17 protein-coding genes are annotated in these 15,164 nt (G+C 63.3%); 7 read left to right on the plus strand and 10 right to left on the minus strand.

Annotated features, from left to right (window positions below; all coding sequences use genetic code 11):
* The first annotated feature begins 24 nt into the window (after positions 1 to 24).
* From NKH91_RS27395 to NKH91_RS27405, 3 genes are all read left to right on the plus strand, one after another.
* Positions 25 to 342: a hypothetical protein gene (locus NKH91_RS27395; RefSeq protein ID WP_023718860.1), complete on the plus strand. Its 318-nt coding sequence runs from the start codon at positions 25 to 27 to the stop codon at positions 340 to 342.
* 202 nt (positions 343 to 544) lie between these two features.
* Positions 545 to 1,522 carry a threonine/serine dehydratase family protein gene (locus NKH91_RS27400; RefSeq protein WP_352848275.1) on the plus strand — a complete coding sequence of 326 codons (978 nt, stop codon included), beginning with the start codon at positions 545 to 547 and terminating at the stop codon, positions 1,520 to 1,522.
* Between the two features lie 92 nt (positions 1,523 to 1,614).
* On the plus strand, positions 1,615 to 2,268 hold the full coding sequence (locus NKH91_RS27405) for a glutathione S-transferase family protein (protein ID WP_352848277.1): 654 nt from the start codon (positions 1,615 to 1,617) through the stop codon (positions 2,266 to 2,268).
* 36 nt (positions 2,269 to 2,304) lie between these two features.
* Here the strand turns inward: NKH91_RS27405 and NKH91_RS27410 are convergent, their stop codons facing one another.
* From NKH91_RS27410 to NKH91_RS27425, 4 genes are read right to left on the minus strand one after another with little or no spacing between them, the layout of a single operon-like run.
* Positions 2,305 to 3,441, minus strand: coding sequence for an ABC transporter permease (locus NKH91_RS27410; protein ID WP_023718863.1), 1,137 nt, complete (start codon positions 3,439 to 3,441; stop codon positions 2,305 to 2,307).
* 8 nt (positions 3,442 to 3,449) lie between these two features.
* Positions 3,450 to 4,370: an ABC transporter ATP-binding protein gene (locus NKH91_RS27415; RefSeq protein WP_352848280.1), complete on the minus strand. Its 921-nt coding sequence runs from the start codon at positions 4,368 to 4,370 to the stop codon at positions 3,450 to 3,452.
* A complete protein-coding gene (locus tag NKH91_RS27420; RefSeq protein ID WP_023718865.1) occupies positions 4,367 to 5,320 on the minus strand; it encodes an HlyD family secretion protein in 954 nt (317 codons plus the stop codon). Before NKH91_RS27420 ends, NKH91_RS27415 begins: the two co-directional genes overlap by 4 nt.
* Positions 5,317 to 6,033 (minus strand): CerR family C-terminal domain-containing protein, encoded by a 717-nt coding sequence (locus NKH91_RS27425; RefSeq protein WP_023718866.1) that lies wholly within the window; start codon positions 6,031 to 6,033, stop codon positions 5,317 to 5,319. The genes NKH91_RS27420 and NKH91_RS27425 overlap by 4 nt, the downstream gene beginning before the upstream one ends.
* A gap of 88 nt (positions 6,034 to 6,121) precedes the next feature.
* Between NKH91_RS27425 and NKH91_RS27430 the strand changes: the two genes are divergently transcribed.
* From NKH91_RS27430 to NKH91_RS27440, 3 genes are read left to right on the plus strand one after another with little or no spacing between them, the layout of a single operon-like run.
* Positions 6,122 to 6,595, plus strand: coding sequence for a CYTH domain-containing protein (locus NKH91_RS27430; RefSeq protein ID WP_023718867.1), 474 nt, complete (start codon positions 6,122 to 6,124; stop codon positions 6,593 to 6,595).
* Positions 6,592 to 7,536: a CHAD domain-containing protein gene (locus NKH91_RS27435; RefSeq protein ID WP_023718868.1), complete on the plus strand. Its 945-nt coding sequence runs from the start codon at positions 6,592 to 6,594 to the stop codon at positions 7,534 to 7,536. Before NKH91_RS27430 ends, NKH91_RS27435 begins: the two co-directional genes overlap by 4 nt.
* 41 nt (positions 7,537 to 7,577) lie before the next feature.
* Positions 7,578 to 8,390 carry a C40 family peptidase gene (locus NKH91_RS27440; protein WP_023718869.1) on the plus strand — a complete coding sequence of 271 codons (813 nt, stop codon included), beginning with the start codon at positions 7,578 to 7,580 and terminating at the stop codon, positions 8,388 to 8,390.
* Between the two features lie 109 nt (positions 8,391 to 8,499).
* On the opposite strand, the gene NKH91_RS27445 is transcribed toward NKH91_RS27440, so the two are convergent.
* Together NKH91_RS27445 and NKH91_RS27450 are read right to left on the minus strand one after the other, a co-directional pair.
* The gene (locus tag NKH91_RS27445; RefSeq protein ID WP_352848283.1) at positions 8,500 to 9,270 is read right to left on the minus strand and encodes a DUF6647 family protein; all 771 of its coding nucleotides are present in this window, start codon (positions 9,268 to 9,270) and stop codon (positions 8,500 to 8,502) included.
* 364 nt (positions 9,271 to 9,634) lie between these two features.
* Entirely contained in the window at positions 9,635 to 10,438 is an 804-nt protein-coding gene (locus tag NKH91_RS27450) for a helix-turn-helix domain-containing protein (RefSeq protein WP_352592331.1), read from the minus strand.
* A 115-nt stretch (positions 10,439 to 10,553) separates the two neighbouring features.
* Between NKH91_RS27450 and NKH91_RS27455 the strand changes: the two genes are divergently transcribed.
* The gene (locus tag NKH91_RS27455; RefSeq protein ID WP_352848285.1) at positions 10,554 to 11,414 is read left to right on the plus strand and encodes an SMP-30/gluconolactonase/LRE family protein; all 861 of its coding nucleotides are present in this window, start codon (positions 10,554 to 10,556) and stop codon (positions 11,412 to 11,414) included.
* Positions 11,415 to 11,427: 13 nt separating this feature from the next.
* On the opposite strand, the gene NKH91_RS27460 is transcribed toward NKH91_RS27455, so the two are convergent.
* The 4 genes from NKH91_RS27460 to NKH91_RS27475 all read right to left on the minus strand — a co-directional run bounded on the left by NKH91_RS27460 (position 11,428) and on the right by NKH91_RS27475 (position 14,964).
* On the minus strand, positions 11,428 to 13,140 hold the full coding sequence (locus NKH91_RS27460; RefSeq protein ID WP_352848288.1) for a SulP family inorganic anion transporter: 1,713 nt from the start codon (positions 13,138 to 13,140) through the stop codon (positions 11,428 to 11,430).
* A 181-nt stretch (positions 13,141 to 13,321) separates the two neighbouring features.
* Positions 13,322 to 13,591 carry a helix-turn-helix domain-containing protein gene (locus NKH91_RS27465; protein ID WP_352885414.1) on the minus strand — a complete coding sequence of 90 codons (270 nt, stop codon included), beginning with the start codon at positions 13,589 to 13,591 and terminating at the stop codon, positions 13,322 to 13,324.
* Between the two features lie 318 nt (positions 13,592 to 13,909).
* On the minus strand, positions 13,910 to 14,611 hold the full coding sequence (locus tag NKH91_RS27470) for a phosphatase PAP2 family protein (RefSeq protein WP_352848291.1): 702 nt from the start codon (positions 14,609 to 14,611) through the stop codon (positions 13,910 to 13,912).
* A gap of 14 nt (positions 14,612 to 14,625) precedes the next feature.
* Positions 14,626 to 14,964 carry a hypothetical protein gene (locus NKH91_RS27475; protein WP_023718878.1) on the minus strand — a complete coding sequence of 113 codons (339 nt, stop codon included), beginning with the start codon at positions 14,962 to 14,964 and terminating at the stop codon, positions 14,626 to 14,628.
* Between the last annotated feature and the right edge of the window lie 200 nt (positions 14,965 to 15,164).

Consider the following 15,164-nt stretch of genomic DNA (forward strand, 5'->3'; position numbering starts at 1 on the left):
GAACCAAGAGAAAGGAACCCGCAGATGCCGGAAAAACAGCAGCCGTTTGATCCCAAACCAGTCCTCGACCTGATCGCCAACATCGAGGCGGATCTGCAGCGCCTGAAAGGCCTGGTCGAGCAGCAGGTCGAAAAATTCGATCCCGCCAATCCGCACAACAAGGCTCCCGATGGCAAGTTGACTGAGGAGGGTGTCGAGTGCTGCTATCGCCTGTTCGACGAGGGCAAGTCGCGCTATTCGGTCGCCCAGCAGATGAAGATCTCCTTCGCCGCCGCCACCCACCGCTTCAACACCTGGCGTAAGATGGGCGGTCCCAAACGGCAAAAGACGCTGTTGGGGTGAGGAGCGGCGGCCAAGCCGGTCAATCGGCAACGATTTGTCGATTGAAGCGACGACCGCATGGCGGAGAGACGAGGAGGCGGCAGGTGGCAGGCACGCTCCTCTCCTGCCTGCAAGACGAATTGTAACCGTCACATTTTTTCATTGGTGCGCGGCCTCCCTTTCCGTGCACCATAGGCGGTCTCATTTCTTGCAGGACCTCGCCATGACCACCCCTCCCGGCATCGCCGATATCCGCAGCGCAGCAGCGCGATTGTCCGGCCTGATCGTCGAAACGCCGCTGATCGAATCGCCGGAGCTGAACAAGCGCTTCGGCGCCAGGATCCTGTTCAAGCCCGAGACGTTGCAGCGCACCGGCTCCTTCAAGTTCCGCGGTGCATACAACAAGCTCTCCTCGCTCTCGGCGGAAGAACGCGCTGGCGGCGTCGTCGCCTTCTCGTCGGGTAATCACGCGCAAGGCGTTGCCGCCGCAGCGGCGATGTTCGGCGTCAAGGCCGTCATAGCCATGCCCACCGATGCGCCGGCGATGAAAGTCGGCAATGTCAGGAAGATGGGCGCAGAAGTGATCACCTTCGACCGGGTCCGCGACGATCGCACTGCCGTCGTCCGTTCTTACGTGGAAAGGGGCATGGTCCTGGTGCCGCCCTACGACGATCCGGCCATCATCGCCGGCCAGGGCACGATCGGCCTCGAATTGATGCGCCAAGCACAAGCGCTTGGCGTCAGCCTGGATGCGGTAGTCGTTCCCTGCGGCGGCGGCGGCTTGAGCAGCGGCATTTCGATCGCGGTCAAGGACGCCTCACCGGGCACCGCCGTCTGGGCCGTGGAACCCGAGCATTTCGATGACACACGCCGCTCGCTGATCAAAGGCGCCAGGGTGTCGAACGCGCCCGGCAACACCTCGATCTGCGATGCCCTTCTCGTCGCAGAGCCGGGCGCGATCACTTTCGAGATCAACCGCAAGAATCTCGCCGGCGCCATCACCGTTTCCGACAAGGCGGTGGCACAGGCGATGCGCGATGCCATGGCTTGCCTGAAGCTGGTCGTCGAACCTGGCGGTTGCGTCGGCTTGGCCGCGCTGTCGTCAGGCGAGATCGACCTTGCCGGGAAATGCATTGCCGTGGCGCTCTCCGGTGGCAATGTCGATCTCAGCACCTATGCCGAGATCATTGCTGCCGGCTAGGATAGCAACCAGTTCCAGGTCATGTGCCGATTCGAGGTGCTTGAGCGTCCGTTGCGCCCGGTCGAACCGGTACCCTTCAAAGACTGAGATCAATGAAACTGTTCTTCAGCCGCAATCCCAATCCTCGCCTCGCGGTCGCGGTGGCACGGTATCTCAAAGCCAAGGTCGAGTTCGAATTCGCCTCTCCCTTCGCTCCGGGGCAGGCCGAGCGCTTTCGGCCGCTCAATCCAAATCTTTCATTGCCTATCCTTGTGGGCTTGGGAAAAAGCCTCTGGGAGGCCGACGCCATAGCCTGCCGGTTTTCACGCGACACGCATTCGCATTTCTGGCGCACCGGCGACGACGAGCCCGAGATGATCCGATGGCTGAGTTGGGGCAAAGAGAACTTCGCAAGAGCCTGCGACGTCGTGCATTTCGAACGCGGGACCAAACAGCGCTATGGGCTCGGCCCGATCGATCAAGCGCGGGTTGAGGAGGGCCTGAGCGACTTCAGCACCGCCGCCGCAATACTTGATGCCGAGCTTTCCGAGCGAGACTGGCTGGTCGGAAGTTCGGTTTCCTATGCCGACTTTCGAATGGCGACGTTTCTGCCCTTCAACGACGTCGCCCGATTGCCGCTCGATGATTATCCTTCTGTCGGTCGCTGGTATCGGCAGCTTGAAGAAATCGACACCTGGCGCGATCCCTTCGAAGGGCTCAATGCACCTGAATTGGCGCCGGTCCCGGGTCAGGCCAAGCCGGTGTGAATCTCGGTCATTTGCACAAGCGGATCGAGTTCGACCCTAATCCAGCGTCCGGCGGAACCGCACCAGCGCCACGCCGGCGAACAGCGCCACGAACACCACCAGCCAGCCGATCTCCGTTGCCACCGCCGGCAGCTCGGCGCCCTTCAGCATCACCGCGCGGATGATGCGCAGGAAATGCGTCAGCGGCAGCACCTCGCCGAAAATCTGCGCCCAGTCCGGCATGCCGCGATAGGGGAACATGAAACCGGACAGCATGATCGACGGCAGGAAGAAGAAGAAGGTGAGCTGCAGTGCCTGCATCTGCGTGCGGGCAATCGTCGAGATCGTGTAGCCGAGCAGCACCAGCGCCAGCACGAAGATCAGGACGGCCGTCAACAGCAGCGACATCGATCCGGTGAAGGGGATGGCGAACAGAAGCTTCGATGCCGCCAGCACCACCAGCACCTGCACGGCGCCGACCGCCAGATACGGCAGCACCTTACCCAGCATGATCTCGAGCGGGCTGGACGGCATCGCCAGAAGGTTCTCCATCGTGCCGCGCTCGGTCTCACGCGTCAGCGCGATCGAGGTCATCATTACCATCGTCATCTGCAGGATGACGCCGAGCAGGCCGGGCACGATGTTGTATTGCGATACGGCTTCCGGATTGTAGCGCCGGTGCACTACGACCTGGAGCTGGCCCCGGGCAGCTTCGGCCGCTGTCTCCTGCATGCCGCGCGCCCTGAGCAGCGCCTGGTTGGCAACGGTGCCGAGCGTCGAGATGGCGCCGCTGGCGACGGCCGGGTCGGTCGCATCCGCCTCGATCAGGATCTGCGGGCTGTCGCCACGCTCGACCCGTCGGGCGAAATCGGCGGGAATGGTGACGACGAAGGCAACGTCGCCGCGCGCCATCAGGAATTCGGCTTCGGCGGCACTTTGCGCGACATGGTCGAAGCGGTAATAGCCGGTGGTCTGCAGCGCCGAAACCATGGCTCGCGTGTAAGGATCGCTGCTCATCGCCACCAGCGCTGCCGGCAGGCTCTTCGGATCGTTGTTGATGGCATAGCCGAACAGCACCAGCTGCATCAGCGGCACGCCCAGCATCATGGCGAAGGTGATGCGGTCGCGCCGCATCTGGATGAACTCCTTGATCAGCAGCGCACCGAGCCTGGCGAAGGAAAAGACGCTGTTTATCCCGTTCTTCATCCCATATTGTCCTTCGAACCGGACATGAACTGGATGAACACATCCTCCAGGCTGGTCTCGCCGGGCGAGACCCTGACGCCCTTGTGGTCTTTCTCGACGTCGGCGAGCGCTGCCTGAAGCGCCGTCCTGTCGGAGCCGACTACATGCAGCGCCGCGCCGAACGGCGCCACCTGGTCGACGCCTGGGCGGCCATGAAGTGCGGCAGCGACCTGATCGAGCCGCGGCCCTTGCAGGACGAAGGTGGTCAGCCCGGCATTCCTCACCACGTCCTCAACCGTGCCGGTGGCCAGCATCTTGCCATAGGAGATGTAGCTGATGCGGTGGCAGCGCTCGGCCTCGTCCATGTAATGGGTGGAGACCAGCACGGTCAGCCCGCCGGTCGCCAGCCGGTGGATCTCGTCCCAGAATTCGCGCCGCGCCTTCGGGTCGACGCCAGCCGTCGGTTCGTCGAGCAGCAGCAGTTTCGGCTTGTGCATGATGCAGGCGGCCAGCGCCAGCCGCTGCTTCCAGCCGCCGGACAAGGTGCCGGCCAGTTGGTTTCTGCGTGATGTCAGGCCGAGCTCCTCAAGCGTCTTGGCCACATGTTCGTCGAGCGGCTTCAGCCGGTAGAGCCGTGCCACGAATTCGAGATTCTCGCCGATGGTGAGGTCTTCGTAGAACGAGAATCTCTGCGTCATGTAGCCGACTTCGCGCTTGATCCGCAGGCTGTCGGTGCGGATGTTGAAGCCCAGAACCGTGCCTTCACCCTCATCGGGCGTCAGCAAGCCGCACATGATGCGGATGGTCGTCGTTTTGCCCGAGCCGTTCGGCCCGAGGAAGCCGACGATCTCGCCCTCGGCCACGGTCATCGTCACATGGTCGACGACAGTCTTGTCGCCGAAGCGTTTGACCAGGCCGTGCACGTCGATGACGTTCATTTTCCGATGTCCGCCAGATCGACGTCGACGATCTGCCCGGGCTGCAATGCGCTGGCGTCGCCTTCCGGCCGCGCTTCGACCAGATAGACCAGCTTTTGCCGGGTCTCGAGCGAGTAGATCACCGGCGGCGTGAATTCCGGATCCGGCGACACATAGCTGACGCGTGCCTTCACGCCCGATCCGCAACCATCGCAATGGACGTTGAGCAGCGTGCCGACCTCGACCGAGGAGAACGCGCTTTCCGGCACATAGACGCTGAGCTTCACTGCGCCGTCCGGCAGTATGGAGATGACCGGCGCGGTCGGCCCGGCTGTATCGCCGGGATAGCGGATGACATCGTTGACCCTGCCGGGCGAGGGCGCCGTGAGCACACGCTTCGACAGTCGCCATTGCGCTTGCTCCAGCGCCGATTGCGCCTGCCTGACCTGATTGTCGGCGGCCTTGATCGTCTCCGGCCGTGCCGGCAGGCCGCCGACAGCGAGATTGGCTTCCGCCTGGCCGACCTGCGCGTTGGCCGTCTCCAGCGCCGCGGAAGCCGTATCATAATCGGCCTGCGTGCCGGTGCCGCGTTTGAACAGATCGCTGGCGCGGCTGTATCTGCGTTTGGCGTCGGCGGCCTGCGCTTTGGCCATGTCGACCTGCGCCCTGAGCACTGCAATCTCTTCCGGCCGCTTGCCGACCTGCAGGTCGGCAAGTTGCGCCTGGGCCTGCGCGAGGGCCGCCTCGGCCTGCGCGATGGCGATCTTGGCGTCGGCGTTTTCCAGCGTCACCACCGGCGTGCCGGGCGCTACGCGGTCGCCGCGCTTGACCGCAATCGTCTCGACCTGGGCCACCTCGATCGGCGCCAGCAGCACATAATCGCCCTCGACGTAGCCGACGGCGAGCGGTGCTGCCGGCGCGCAGGCGCTGAAAAGCTGGGCGGCAAGCGGCAAAGAACAGAGCAGGCTCATGATCCACGATCCTTCCGGACAGCCAAATCGCGCCGAGCTAAAATCGCGCTGAGATTGTCGGTTACTGTTGCCGCGATCTTGCCGGCCTCGTCATCGCCGATCTCGCGCCAGCCCATCCGGCGCATAACCGCCTCGCGGCCGATGCGGAAATAGACGACCTGGCCAATCAGCGTGAATACGGTGAGTTTAGTGCGCTCGCTCTCGGCCGGCTCGCCCGTCGACTGTTCCCAGATCAGGCAGAGCCGGTGATGCGCCGGTTCGAACACGCCGTCATAGATACGGTCGAGCGCGGCGGTTGGATGCGACAGCTCACGCAGGACGAACTGTACAATCTCGCCGGCTTCCGGCCTTGCCGCGATGAAGGCGACCATCCGCTCCAGTGCGACGGCTAAATGTGCCCGCGCGGCCTCGGTGTCCGCCAATGCCGCGGGCGGCGCTTGCAGATTGCCGATCGCCTGGCCCGCAATGGTCTGGATGGTGTCTACGATGTAGTCGGCCGCCGCGTTGCGGAGCCCTTCCTTGCCGCCGAAATGATAGGCGATCGAGCCGATATTGGCCTTGGCCTCAGCCGCGATCTGGCGCGTCGACGTGCCGTCGAAACCCTGGCGTCCGAACAGCTTCAGCGCCGCGCGCACGAGGGCCGTCCGCGTCATATCCGCGGCAGTCTTGGGCGCTTCATGAGGAAGGCCGCTGGCACTGGGCGATTTGATCATGGTCTATACTTTAATCAATCGAATGATTAAAGTCAACTGCGGTCAAGCGGCTTGCCAACTCTGGCCGTGCGCGCTTTAGTGCCTCGCCATGGGCAAGGAAATCGAGCGTAAATTCCTGGTCTCAGGTGAGGAATGGCGGGGAATGGTCAAGGCGGACATTCATATCCGTCAATTCTATCTTGTCGCCGAGCCTACCCGCACGGTGCGTGTGCGCATCAGCAATGATGCCGCTGCCAAGCTGACGCTCAAGTTCGGCAGCCAGGCCCGCGAGCGCGATGAATTCGAATATCCGGTGCCTTTGGCGGAGGCGCAAGAGATGCAGGCCTTTGCCATCGGACGTGTCATCGAGAAGACACGCCACCATGTTAGACACCGCGGCTATCTCTACGAAGTCGATGTCTTCGGCGGGACGCTTGCGGGGTTGGTGATCGCCGAGCTCGAGACGCAGGAGGATGTACCGGACGAAATGCTGCCAGATTGGCTCGGCCGCGAAGTCACCGGCGAGCCGAGATTTTACAACGCGTCGCTCGCCCTTGGGGGGATTCCGGAGATCGTCGCATGAGCTTTCGTATCGATCCGCGCATGTCGCTGACCGGCGAGGTCAGGCGCATCCTCGCCGAGGAGATCGGCAGGGCGCTCGTTCATCTGGACGCGGCGCATGACAGGCCCGAACAGGCGCTGCACAAGTGCCGCAAGCGGTTGAAAAACGTCCGCGCTTTACTGCGCCTAGTTCGTTCCGGGGACGAAACATTCTGCGTGACCGAGAATCAGTGCTACCGCCAGGTGGCGGCCCTGCTTGCCGGTCCGCGTGAGGCGACTGCGCTGGTCGAAACAATCGACCGGCTGGCGGCAAGCTTTCCCGAGCAAAGTGCCGGCGGCGGTCTCGGTGCCGTCCGCGACAGGCTCGTCGCGCGCCAGCATGAGCTGCATGTCGGAGCGGGCCTCGACGCTGCGATAGGCGCGGCGGTTGCCGCTTGCGAGGAAGGTGTCGTCCGCATCGACAAGCTCGCTTTGCCCGACCAGCCGGAGCAGGCTGCCGACGTGCTCGCCGAAGGCGCGCGCATCACTTTGCGCCGCGCCAGGAAAGCGCTGGACAAGGCCGCTTCGCGCGGCGCGGCCGATGATTTTCACGATCTGCGCAAGGCGGCCAAGACGCATGGCATGCATCTGTCGCTGCTCGGCAGGCTGTGGCCGACGCCGATCAAGACGCGGCGCAAGGCCGTCGACGAACTGGGCGAGCGGCTCGGCGAACTGCACGATGTGCTCGTCATGCGCGCGCTTCTCGATGCCGAGGACCAGCCGCTTGGCCCCGCTGAGGAGACGCGGTTGCTTGGCAAGCTGCTGAAGCGCTCGGAAAAGGGCCTGAAAAAAACCTGCCTCGCCGAGGCGGCCGAGCTTTTCGGCGACAGTCCGAAGCGCTCGACGAGGAAGCTCGCCCGTAAGGTGCGCGAGGATCTCATAGCGGTACCGCACGAAGACGCCGGCGCGCCTGGCGTGGGCTGATCATGGTCTAATTTGTCGCCCTGTGGTAATCGCCGTCTGGCATGACCGAGCCCGGCGACACGCTTCTGGACCGACTTGGCCGCTGGCTTGCCGGCCGGCTGCAGGAGGAATCGTCCGGCTACGAGCCTTACACGCCGTCGGACGCCGAAACGCTACGCCGCACGCTCGAGCCCGGCGACATCCTGCTCATCGAAGGCAACCAGAAGATCTCGGCGGCGATCAAATACCTCACCCAGTCGACCTGGTCGCATGCCGCCTTTTATGTCGGCGATGCATTGCCGGAGCCCGAGGACGGGTCGGAACGGCGGCGCCTGATCGAGGTCACGCTCGGCGATGGCTGCATCGCCGTGCCGCTGTCGCGCTACCGCAGCTACAACACCCGCATCTGCCGGGCGAGCGGCCTGGCTCCCGACGATCGCGAAGCGGTCGTCGCCTTCATGATCGGCAGGCTGGGTCTCAGATACGATCTCAAGAACATATTCGACATGCTGCGCTACTTCTTGCCGACGCCGCCGGTGCCGGTGCGCTGGCGCCGCCGCATGCTGGCTTTCGGTTCCGGCGACCCGACGCGCGCCATCTGCTCGTCGCTGATCGCCGAGGCTTACGGCCAGATCCGCTACCCGATCCTACCCGAGATTACCCGCGCGCCTGGCCGTGCCTCGGCCCAGTCGAGCTATTCGCGCAAGGAAATCCTGCACATCCGCCATCACTCGCTCTACACGCCGCGCGACTTCGACCTGTCGCCCTATTTCCGCATCGTCAAGCCGACGCTGGAATACGGCTTCGACTACCGGCAGATGGTCTGGGATGACAAGGCGGTCGCGGCCGCTCCGGAGACGAAGACCGCCGGATAGCCGCTCGATCTTGTGGTTTGAGCATGGGGCCCTCCGAGAACCGGTTTTGCGGCCGATACTCTGGGTAAGAAGCTCAGTCAGACTGGCTGCCCCCGAAGCGGCTTCAGCATCAATACAGGCAGTTCGTGCGAACCAACAGCGTGAAAGGATCGAGCTCAAATTCCTTCAGAAGGTCGCTGCCGAACAAGGCAAGCCACCGCTCTTGCGCCTCAAAGGCCGCCTTCTCGCGTTCTTCCGCGCATGCAAACTTCAGCCCGGCCACGGTTTGGACGTGATGGACCAACTCATGCACAAGTACCGACAGCTCCGCCGGGGTGCCGCCTGTCCAGCCCTCCGGCAAGAAGATAGTCCGTGCTTCGTCATCGTAGATAGCAATAACAGTGGGCTGCTTGCCAACATTGTCCGGACTGGCAAAATTGGGGCTGCTGTTCCAGCGATCCGCCGCCACGTCGCGAAACCGCAAACCTGCCATCCTGCGCGCAGGTACGAAGGACGGAAGGCCGAGTTCAGACGAAAGCCATACCGCTATTGCCATTAGCGCGGCCGGCTGCGAGCGGTCAGACATCTTCATGGGAGCAAGAGCACCAGGTGCGCCGGGCAATTGGATGCCGGGCCGGGCGGGATCGGGTCCCATAAGCTCCGAGTCGCCCGCGGGCGCGGCAAGCGTCGCTGATGCTACTACACCGGGTGCGCTGAGCAATTCGATATAAGGCAGGACCAACGGCGGCAATCCTGAGCCTGGATCGGCATTGGGTCCTCTAAGCTCCGGCTCGTCCGCGGACGCGGCAAGTGTCGCCGCCAGGATCACGCTTACGACGCAAGGCAAGCATGCCCTTGAGAGCGCGCTCATGGTCACGACCTCCTTGATCGGCAGCGCCATCAATTTGGGAGACACCGCCGTGATGAAGAAACAACGCCACGAAAGAGCGTTCAGGTTTGCATTGCGGTCAACGAATGCGACGGCTTCGCGACGTGCTCCCGTAAGCTGCGAAGCGATGCATAAATTACTGGCCGGTGTCCCGTGCGCACCTCCTGACGCCGGCCCCGGACTGCAAAGCAGCCTGGATAATCACAGGCTCACCCTACGCAAGCCGATGTCCATGCACATCGGTACGGTCACCCAATTTATAGGCGCCGCTTGCCTAGTTTTCGGCGCGCCTGCCTAGTCTTCGCGGCTTACAAGGCGTCTGTGGAGGACAGCAGCCTAAACCCAAGAATCCGACCTCAGTCGTTCCGTGATTTGCCTAGGCCGGCAGACGTCGTCCGTTTGCGGCGGCCGCAACTCGATCGTCCGTCCGCGCGCCTGCGTCGCGCGGATGTGGCCCGATCGGCATGATCACCGGGAACGGCGTTGCGCCGAACGCAAACGTCCATTTGTAGCCGACCAGCCCGTCTTCGGGCGTCGTGTGCTGGTCGTGATGAGCAAGCAATTTGGCGCGCTCCGCCAATTCCTCCGCCTCGCGCCTGACCATTTCCGCCGTTTCCGGCCGCATCCGCCTGGAGAAGCTGACGAACGTCGCCTCGCGCTCAAGATGGGTGATGGCCCAGCCGATGAAATTCTTGTTGGTCATCTCGAACAGCGGCCGCAATGGCCCGTCGAAATTCCACTGGATCGGCGCCTCGACCAGCAGCCTTGCCGACAGGCCGCCACCAAGCGCGACCAGGCCGAGTTCCTCGAGGTCGCGCAGATAGAGGAACATCGAAGCCTCGCTCAACCCTTGTGAGCGCATGATGCCTTCTGGCGTGAATTTCTCGGAAAGCATGACGAATACGAACAGCAGTGCCGGCCGCCCGGCGAGCCTGCGCTCGATCTCCGGCGCGATCCGGTTGGCAGGTCCCGGTCCCCTGTTCATCGAGCCGAGCACGTTCTCCAACTCCACGCCGGCGGCATCGCAGATCTCGATCAGCCGGTCGAGCTTGCAGTTGCGCTCATGGAAGATGCGCTTCACCGTCGGCTCGGAAACGCCCATCCGCTCGGCAAGGACACGGTAGGTCACGCCCTTGGCCTTAAGCGTCCGCTTCAGCGCTTCGAAGATCGGGCCGTTCATGGGATGCACCTCTTTTACGCGATTTGGTATCAGCCTTCGGTACTAGTCCCGATACATCTTCCCGAAAAGTATCGAAAGGCCTAGCTCTCCCCCATTCCATTACAGGAGACTAGCCATGAAGAGCCTCTTCACCTCGATACTTCTCGCCCTGGTCGGCATCGCCGCCGCGCCGGCAGTTCAGGCGGCCGAACTCTGGCGCGCTACCGGGCTTGAGCAGCCGGAATCGGCGCTGTTCGATGCCGCCGGCAAACGCATCATCATCTCCAATATCGTTGGCAATCCCGGCGACGCCGACGGCAATGGATACCTGTCGGTCCTGTCTGTGGACGGCAAGATGGTTACGCAACATTGGACCGACGGCATGGACGCGCCCAAGGGCATGGCGATTGCCGACGGCAAACTCTACGTCGCCGACCTCACCCATGTGCGCGTCGTCGATCTCGCAAGCGGCAAGCTAACATCGACGATCGACGTGCCGAACGCGGTCTTCCTCAACGACGTGACCGCCGACGCGTCCGGCAAGGTCTACGTCACTGATATGCTTACCGATACGATCTATCGCATCGACGGCGACCGGCCCGAACTGTTCGTCAGGGATGCGGCGCTTGCTTCGCCGAATGGCATCTTCGCCGATGGCGGCCGGCTGATCGTCGCTTCGTGGGGCAAGGGCATCAAGCCCGATTTCAGCACCGCGGAGCCGGGCGGCCTGCTCTCGGTCGATCTCGCCACCAAGGCAATTGCGTCACTGCCCGGCGCAGAAAAGTTCGCTAACCTCGATGGCGTCGTCGCCATCGGCGGCAGCGTTTACGCCACCGCGTATATGACCGGCACGCTCTACAGCTACAAAGCCGGCGGCACGCCGCAAGCGGTTGCGACGTTCAAGCCGGGCAGCGCCGACATCGGCACCGACGGCAAGTCGACAATCTTCGTGCCGCTGATGAACGACGGAGAGATCGCGGCATTAGGCCTCGACTAAGCCAGCCATCGGCTCAGGCGGCGGGCGCGGCTTTCTTCAGCTGCGCCCGCGCATCCGTGATCGAGGCGGCATAAGTCACCAGCGGCCGCTTGACGCCGTGGTTGATCAGCATGCGGCGTGTCTGCGGTGAAGCGCCTGCGATAATGAAGCGAACGCCGGCGCGCTTGGCCTTGTGGGCCGCGCCCTCAATAACATTGGCCGCCGTCGAATCGAAGAACGGCACCGCCGAACAGTCGAGGATGAAGTTCCTGCGCTGGTCGGCGATGCGGTCCAGCACCGTGCCGACGGTCGAGGCGGCGCCGAAGAAAAAGGCGCCCGATATCCGGTAGACCACGGTATCGGCATCGCTCGCCTCGCTGGAATCATAAGCGCTGGCGCGGTCGGCAACGTCTTCCTGGACCAAGGATTGATGGTCCGCCTCCACCGCGATGCTCTTGGCCATACGGTCGATGAACAGCATCGAGCCCAGCGCAAAACCGACGACGATGCCTTCGGTCAGGTCGCGGAAGATGACGATCAGGAACGTCGCCAGCAGTACCAGCGCATCGCCGCGCGAGGCGCGCAGCAAGGTGGCGAAGGCCTGTTTCTCGAACATGTTCCAGCACACCACCGCCAGCACGCCGGCAAGTGCCGCAAGCGGGATATAGCTGGCCAGCGGTGCCGCCACCAGCATCAGGGCAAGCAGGATGGCCGAGTGCATCATGCCTGAGACCGGTCCATGCGCGCCGGCCCGTACATTGGTCGCGGTGCGGGCAATGGTGCCGGTGGTGCAGATACCGCCGAACAAGGCGGAGGCGATATTGGCGAAGCCCTGCGCCACCAACTCGCAATTGGAGCGATGCCGCCTTCCGGTCATGCCGTCAGCGACGACGGCCGACAGCAGCGATTCGATCGCCCCGAGCAGCGCAAAGGCGATGGCGTCCGGCAGCACGTCGATTATCCTGTCGAGGCTGAGCGGCGGGAAGGCCGGCCATTGCAGGCTGCGCGGGATGCCGCCGAAGCGCGTGCCGATCGTTTCGGCCGGCATGGCGAGCAATGCCACGACGAGTGATGCCAGCCCGATGGCAATCAGCATGGCCGGCCACTTCGGCCGAAACCGCTTCAACAGCGCAATGGTGATGATGGTCAGTGCCGCCACCGCGGTTGCGGCGAGGTTGATCGTTCCGGCCGCCTCGCCGATGGCCATCAGCTTCGGCACCAGCGGCCCCGGTTCCTTGCCGGCGAGCTTCAGCCCGAAGAGCTCGACGATCTGGCCGGAGAAGATGATGACGGCGATGCCGGCGGTGAAGCCGACGGTCACCGGATAGGGGATGAACTTGATGTAGGTGCCAAGCCTGAGATAGCCGATGGCAAGCAGGAACAGGCCGGCCATCATCGTCGCCAGCAGCAAGCCGTCGACGCCAACTCGCGCCACCGTCGCAGCCACCAGCACAATGAAGGCGCCGGCCGGGCCGCCGATCTGGAAACGGCTGCCGCCAAGCGCCGAGACCAGGAAGCCGCCAATGATCGAGGTGTAGAGCCCGCGCTCCGGCGTCACGCCTGAAGCAATGGCAATTGCCATCGACAGCGGCAGCGCCACGATGGCGACAGTCAGCCCGGCGATGGCATCCGCCTTGAAGTGCGCGAGCGTATAGCCCTCGCGCAGCACCGTCACCAGCTTCGGCGTGAACAGTTCGGAAAATGTCGGCCGTGCCGATTGATGCACTGCCCGCCGGGTCTGATCCATCGAGTGCCTTCCCCATGAAACCAAGGAGGCGGCGGGATCGTCGGCAGGACTGTCGGCGGTCGCCGTCGCGACTTGGAGCGGCGTGCGTCCAAATCGACGCACAGGTACACTCCAACACTTTTGAACCGCGCATTGGACTATCCGAAAATCGATTTCGATTTTCGGCGATGCGGCAGTACCGTCAGCCTTGCGGGTTCTGCGGCGTGACAGGCTTGAGGCGAACGCCCCTGCCGCCACGCTCGCTCGCCTGGTTGTCGCCGATCAGCTCGACCCCGGCCTCTTCAAGGGCCTGGATGACCTTCATCAGCGTATCGACCACGCCCCGGACCACGCCGTCGCTCGCTTCCATGCGCTGAATGGTTGGAAGCGAAACCCCGGCGCGCTCGGCGAGCGTCTTCTGGCCGATGCCGGCCAGCGCCCTCGCGGCACGCATCTGCGCGGCAGTGATCATCGGCCAAAACCCCCGTCTGAGTCTGCGATATCACGTATAATACCTTCATTATGATGGTTCAAGCATCATCTTGCATATGTGAAACATGCAGCACTCTTTGCCAGCCGATGCGCTAGCATGCTACAATTTCGGCATCGTTTGGCGGGACATCCATTGCGATCCCGATTTCACAGGCAACGACTCAAAAAGGATGAGCAGGTGAAGGTATTCAATGCGTTGGCGACCTCGACAGCCTTGCTGTCGATGGTTTTCCTGCTGGCAGGCTGCGGCCATGGCCTGATCAACAGGCTGATTTGACCGCAAATCGACTGACATGAGTCAGGTGCCGCCGGCCCGCCCGAGCCATCGCTGCAGGAACCGGGCCGCAAGCCAGCACAGCATCGCCCAGGCAAAGCCGGCGCACCAGCCGGCCAATACGTCGGACGGCCAGTGGACGCCGAGATAGATGCGGCTGATGCCGACCACCACCGTCGTCAGCACCGCCAGCCCGAGCACATAGATCTTCGTTGTCCGCCCGGGCAAAAACCGCGCCGCCATGCTGCCCAGCGTCAAATATGTCACCGCCGACAGCATGGCGTGGCCGCTCGGAAACGAAAGCGATGCCACGTCGGCGAGATGCGAGACCAGATCGGGGCGCGGCCGGTCTATATCGAACTTGAGCACGCTTGACAGGATCTGGCCGCCCGCTACCGCGATGAACATGAGAAGCGCCGCGCCTGGCCTGCGGATGAGGAGCAGATAGACGATCATTGCTGCCGTGATCAGCACCAACACGCTGGCGCTGCCGAGGCTGGTGATGTCGCGCATCGCTCCTTCCAGCCACGCCGGTCCGATCGGATTGTCGGGTTGGCCGGCCTTGCGGAAGGCAAGCAGGATTTCGGTATCGAAGGCATGCGGCGTGGTGGCCCGCGCCATCTCCATTAGCTCCTCGAAGCCCCACAGCCCGCCGGCAATGATCAGCCCGGCCAGCAGAACCGGGAACTCCAGCCAGTTGCGCAGTCTGCTTGCAGTCTTCTTCATCGGCCCGATCGCAGTTACAGCCTTTGCAGATAGGGCCCGAGCGTAATCAGCGCCACAGCTGCGATGGCAAGCACGATGCCGGTCGCCTGCAAGGCATTGACGCGCTCGCCGAAGAAGACCAGCGCCACCACGTTCACCGACACCAGCTGGATCACCGCTGACAGGCTGAACGACACCGACATGCCGAATTCACGGATCAGCCTCAGCATGATCAGATTGCCGAGCGAATAGAGCGCCAACGTCAGCACGATCTTGCCAAAGCTCGGCGCCAGCCCCCATTGCTTCGCCGCCGTAGCCGCCAGCAGGAAGATCACTGTCGAAATGCAGAGCTGCCCAAGTCCCCAGAAACTCACTTTTTGCTCCTCCCGATGCGGTCCTTGCGCGCCTGCCGCAGCTCTTGTTTCCGAAGCGCCGGTCGCGGTCAAGCGGGCTGATGTTGGGCACGAAATCGCAGCTGGCAATTAGCCGGCATGTCATCAAACTGTGACCTGCCGGCGATACCGGATTGGCCAGGCAACACGCTCCAGCAATCCATCCAGCCAGAGGCAGGCCC

The sequence above is a fragment of the Mesorhizobium sp. M0894 genome, from assembly GCF_040319725.1.
Lineage (GTDB): Bacteria > Pseudomonadota > Alphaproteobacteria > Rhizobiales > Rhizobiaceae > Mesorhizobium.